General features: G+C 54.3%; 6 protein-coding genes. 1 reads left to right on the top strand and 5 read right to left on the bottom strand.

The annotated features are described in order from the left end of the window. Positions 1-111: 111 nt before the first annotated feature. Positions 112-675 carry a recombinase family protein gene (locus NN5_RS24290; protein ID WP_067739198.1) on the bottom strand — a complete coding sequence of 188 codons (564 nt, stop codon included), beginning with the start codon at positions 673-675 and terminating at the stop codon, positions 112-114. 266 nt (positions 676-941) lie between these two features. On the opposite strand from NN5_RS24290, the gene NN5_RS26180 reads away from it, so the two are divergent. After that, positions 942-1,481 (top strand): hypothetical protein, encoded by a 540-nt coding sequence (locus NN5_RS26180; protein WP_157081329.1) that lies wholly within the window; start codon positions 942-944, stop codon positions 1,479-1,481. 1 nt (position 1,482) lies between these two features. On the opposite strand, the gene NN5_RS24285 is transcribed toward NN5_RS26180, so the two are convergent. The 4 genes from NN5_RS24285 to NN5_RS26705 form a co-directional block, all read right to left on the bottom strand. Then, positions 1,483-2,445: a hypothetical protein gene (locus tag NN5_RS24285; protein WP_067739195.1), complete on the bottom strand. Its 963-nt coding sequence runs from the start codon at positions 2,443-2,445 to the stop codon at positions 1,483-1,485. Further along, on the bottom strand, positions 2,435-2,617 hold the full coding sequence (locus tag NN5_RS24280; RefSeq protein ID WP_157081328.1) for a hypothetical protein: 183 nt from the start codon (positions 2,615-2,617) through the stop codon (positions 2,435-2,437). The genes NN5_RS24285 and NN5_RS24280 overlap by 11 nt, the downstream gene beginning before the upstream one ends. 56 nt (positions 2,618-2,673) lie before the next feature. Then, complete coding sequence (locus NN5_RS24275) at positions 2,674-2,958, bottom strand: hypothetical protein (RefSeq protein ID WP_067739190.1); 285 nt, start codon at positions 2,956-2,958, stop codon at positions 2,674-2,676. Between the two features lie 77 nt (positions 2,959-3,035). Further along, the coding region (locus NN5_RS26705) for a hypothetical protein (protein ID WP_217998773.1) at positions 3,036-3,528 on the bottom strand (493 nt) is incomplete at its 5' end.

Genomic DNA, 3,528 nt, shown 5'->3' with positions numbered 1-3,528 from the left:
CCCATGTCACCGACATGACGATGATGTAGAACAGGATGTCTTTCTCTTCGGCAAGGGAACGCCAGACCGACCTGCCCTTCATAACCTTGCCCCCTTCAAATGGCCTTCCAGTCAGGCCCGCTGTTGTCCGCCGATGATGCGATACATGGTGCGCTCGGACACGCCCGAACGGGCTGCGATCTGCGCCATTGTCTCACCGTTTGAGCGGCGGAGTCGGGCATCAGCGATCTGGCGGCGGTTCAATGCGCAGGGGCGGCCCAGCCTTGTTCCACGCCTCCGCGCTTCCTGCAATCCAGCCTTTGTCCGCTCGGAAATGAGATTGCGCTCCAGTTCCGCAAAGGCATTGCGGATGGCGAAGAAGCATTTCCCCATCGGCGTGGTCGTGTCGATGCCTTCTGTCAGGACATGGAACTCAATGCCTGTCTCCTCGAAGAGGTCAAAAACTTCGAGCGCATGGCGCAGGGATCGGAATGCCCGATCCATTTTCCAGATCACAAACGTATCACCTGGACGGAGTGTTTCGAGCGCCTGCTCGAACCCGTCTCGGCGTTTTGCCAATGCCGAAATGCCGTAATCCGAGAACACACGGTCGCATCCCGCATTTGTCAGTGCGGATAGTTGTAAATCGAGATTCTGTTCTTCCGTGCTGACACGGGCATAGCCAATGCGCGCCATGAAAAGCGGTATTCTTTCAATGGGTAAATTCACGCCCTCGACTGCCAAAAACGTCCGTTTTTGTTTCGGTCAATCGCGGCGATGTTTGGTTACACAATGCGAGCGCCGTTTATGCGCCCAAACCAACCAACAACTTATTCTTTTTTCTGAATAATTTCAACAAAAACCGAACCTTCCCGAGATCACCATCATCCCGCCTCCCGCGACGCTTGACAGAATCGGACCTTATTGTCGGGCGCGAAATGACGAGAAGGAGGGCATTCGAGATGTCCGCACTCACAAACAGAATTTTCCGAAATGTAGTTGCTGCGCCAGCTTTGGCGCTGGCTACGGCGGCAGCCGCATTTTCTCCCGCAGCGGTTGCCGCACAAGAACGCCCCGTTGTCGCGCAGCCCGTGGCGGCTAATGCCAATGTTCAGGCGCAACCTGTCGCATTCTCCACATTTAATGATAGCAACCGATCAGTTCGTTTTGTTCAGGCTGGTGCCGCTGAAGCGTCTCGCGACAAAATTGCAGTTGTAGTTTGGGGTGGAAACCGTGAACTACAGCAGCAAGCGTACAACGCCGCGCTTGATCTTCGCGACCAAGGTATTCCGCTTGCCTTTATCGTCGGGCCTGACTTGAATGGATACGATGTTGATGCGAACTTCCAAGTCTATGCACGCGGCGTTCCCGTATTCGATGGTGATGGAGCGCATTTGGGAACAAATCACGCTTCCGAAGTGAGGCCGACTGTCTTGCGCATGGGGCAAACCGCGTTTCGGGATCACTTTCCCCGTGAATTGGCCGCACTGGACATTCGCTAAGCTATCCTAATCCGTATTCGGCAGTTGAAGTCTGCCTTGGTTGCTCGGGCTCGGGGCTTTGCGCTTGCGCGAGTTGCTCTGAGCCCGCTGCCGTGGCGTTGAAATCTGGTGTTACGACTGGCCCAGAACGAGTATCGCCGAAGGCAAAATCCAGCGTGTCGCTACTTCGTCGCTGAGCAAGCGCGGCTGCTTCTTCATCGTCGAAGCCTTGCGCCTCACGAGCAGCAAGCCATACACCCTCATCATCAATGTTGGCCGCTACGGCATCATTGCTTGCAACATCGCCTGTAGTCGCGTTTGCAACAACTACGGCGGCATCGCCCTGTGCGTCCAGAACAGCTGCATCTGCTGCTGCTATGTCAGGTTTTGAAGTCGCGCGTGTCTCCAAGTCTTGCGCGTCCTGCAATATCGCGGTGGTCGCGGTCTCGCTGATCTCACCCATGTGTTCTAGCGCTCTTGCTCTTTGAGGTGAGCCCTCAGGCGCATTTTTGTAGATCATTGCCCAGTAGTGGAAATCATCTTTGTCTTTGCCCTCAAGCCCGTTCCTCGCGGCAAAAGCGTCGTAGTCACTCAGTGCATTATCGACCGCCTGATCGAGGTATTCTTCGCTAACCGTGTAGCCAAACATCGTGATTTGGCCATTCTCCAGAATGGCACGTTCACGCGCTTCACGCTGTTCTCTTTGAATTTCGGCGACATCGTCCCAACCGATGCCGTCCTTGTCTTCGTCCTTTCTGCGGCCACGCGCATCAACTTCGTCGCTGCCGATCAGGCTGATGCCTGCAACGCCCGATACCGAAGCGCCGTCAGGGTTGCCATCGACAACTTCCCAAACGGATTTACCAAAGGCGAAATCCTGCGCGGATGCGCTGGGCGGTGTAGCGAAGCGCGCTTCCATGTCAGGCTCCGCGTCCTCAATGAAGGCATCGGTTTCGCGGAAAACGGCTTTGAGGTTAATTGTCATGGATCAGGCTCATTTCCGCTGAAGGTTTCAAATCTTGCGACAGCGCAATCATGCGCGGGATAGGGAACATGGAGGGAGCCATTGCCAGTCGAACGCCGATCAACACTTGTGTCAGTTGGTGCGGCGTAATGTTGGGCTGCATAGCTGCCGTCATCTGCGTTTCGTGGTTCATGTTCTCCCCCATTCTTCTGGTCGTTTCTGTTGGCCGCACGAGGCAGGCGGCATGTTTCAATAATCAAATTCCTGATCGAGCTTTTCGCGGTAGTAGGCGGCATAGGCCGTGTTATTCGTGCCTGACCATTTCTCGATGGCGTATGATCCGAGGGAGAGAAGCTCTTCCTGCAATATCCGATTCTTGAAATGGAGGCGTCTCGCGAAATGCTCGTGTGTCTTACACTCGTCCTCGATCTTTTTTCGATCTTCTTCGTTGTGCCTGATGACCACATTTATGGCTTGGCGTAATTCGCCTTGGGCTTGCTTGTGAATGAGACTGATAGCATCGTTGTAATTCATATTTCCCTCTGTTGTTTTTATATTTTAAGGAAATATGTTAAACGAGTTGTTTATTTTGCATAAAATGCAAGATAGTTTTACAGAGGGCGCCTGTCACAGTTACGACTATAGGCGCGAATTACCCAGTCCATATGGGCTTTGAAGGCGGTCTTGGCTCGCCGCGTAAGCCAGCTATTGATGATGTTCGCCGTCAGGCCATCGGGCGCATCACTTGCCCGACTGAGCAACTTGGCACTGGAAAGCCCTGTCCGGTTCCGTTCGGCGTGGAGTTTCTGGCGAAAGATGTCGGAGATCGGTGCGCGAGGGCTGATAACATCAGGCAGTTTTGCATAGCGATCCAGCACATAGCCCAAATAGGCTTCCGCAATCGGTGGGCCAACGCCTCTCATCCAGCGTATGACAGCATCCGCACTGAGGCCTTTCGGTTTATCCGTGCAGGATGCACCAAGTAGCCTGGCGGGTCTTATGCCTGTCCTGATGATCTCAGATTGGAGCTTTTCTCTGAAGCGGGCCTCAGCCTTAGGTTCCAGCCGCCCCGTTGGGCAGGCGGCGTAGGCGGAAAGCACGAAC

Source organism: Novosphingobium naphthalenivorans NBRC 102051 (genome assembly GCF_001590985.1).
Classification (GTDB): domain Bacteria; phylum Pseudomonadota; class Alphaproteobacteria; order Sphingomonadales; family Sphingomonadaceae; genus Novosphingobium; species Novosphingobium naphthalenivorans.
This window is presented reverse-complemented; position numbering and strand designations above follow the sequence as displayed.

Bases quoted from the DNA above. Each gene is read 5' to 3' on its own strand.
- NN5_RS24290 (WP_067739198.1), bottom strand. From the start codon at position 675: ATGGCGCGCATTGGCTATGCCCGTGTCAGCACGGAAGAACAGAATCTC.
- NN5_RS26180 (WP_157081329.1), top strand. From the start codon at position 942: ATGTCCGCACTCACAAACAGAATTTTCCGAAATGTAGTTGCTGCGCCA.
- NN5_RS24285 (WP_067739195.1), bottom strand. From the start codon at position 2,445: ATGACAATTAACCTCAAAGCCGTTTTCCGCGAAACCGATGCCTTCATT.
- NN5_RS24280 (WP_157081328.1), bottom strand. From the start codon at position 2,617: ATGAACCACGAAACGCAGATGACGGCAGCTATGCAGCCCAACATTACG.
- NN5_RS24275 (WP_067739190.1), bottom strand. From the start codon at position 2,958: ATGAATTACAACGATGCTATCAGTCTCATTCACAAGCAAGCCCAAGGC.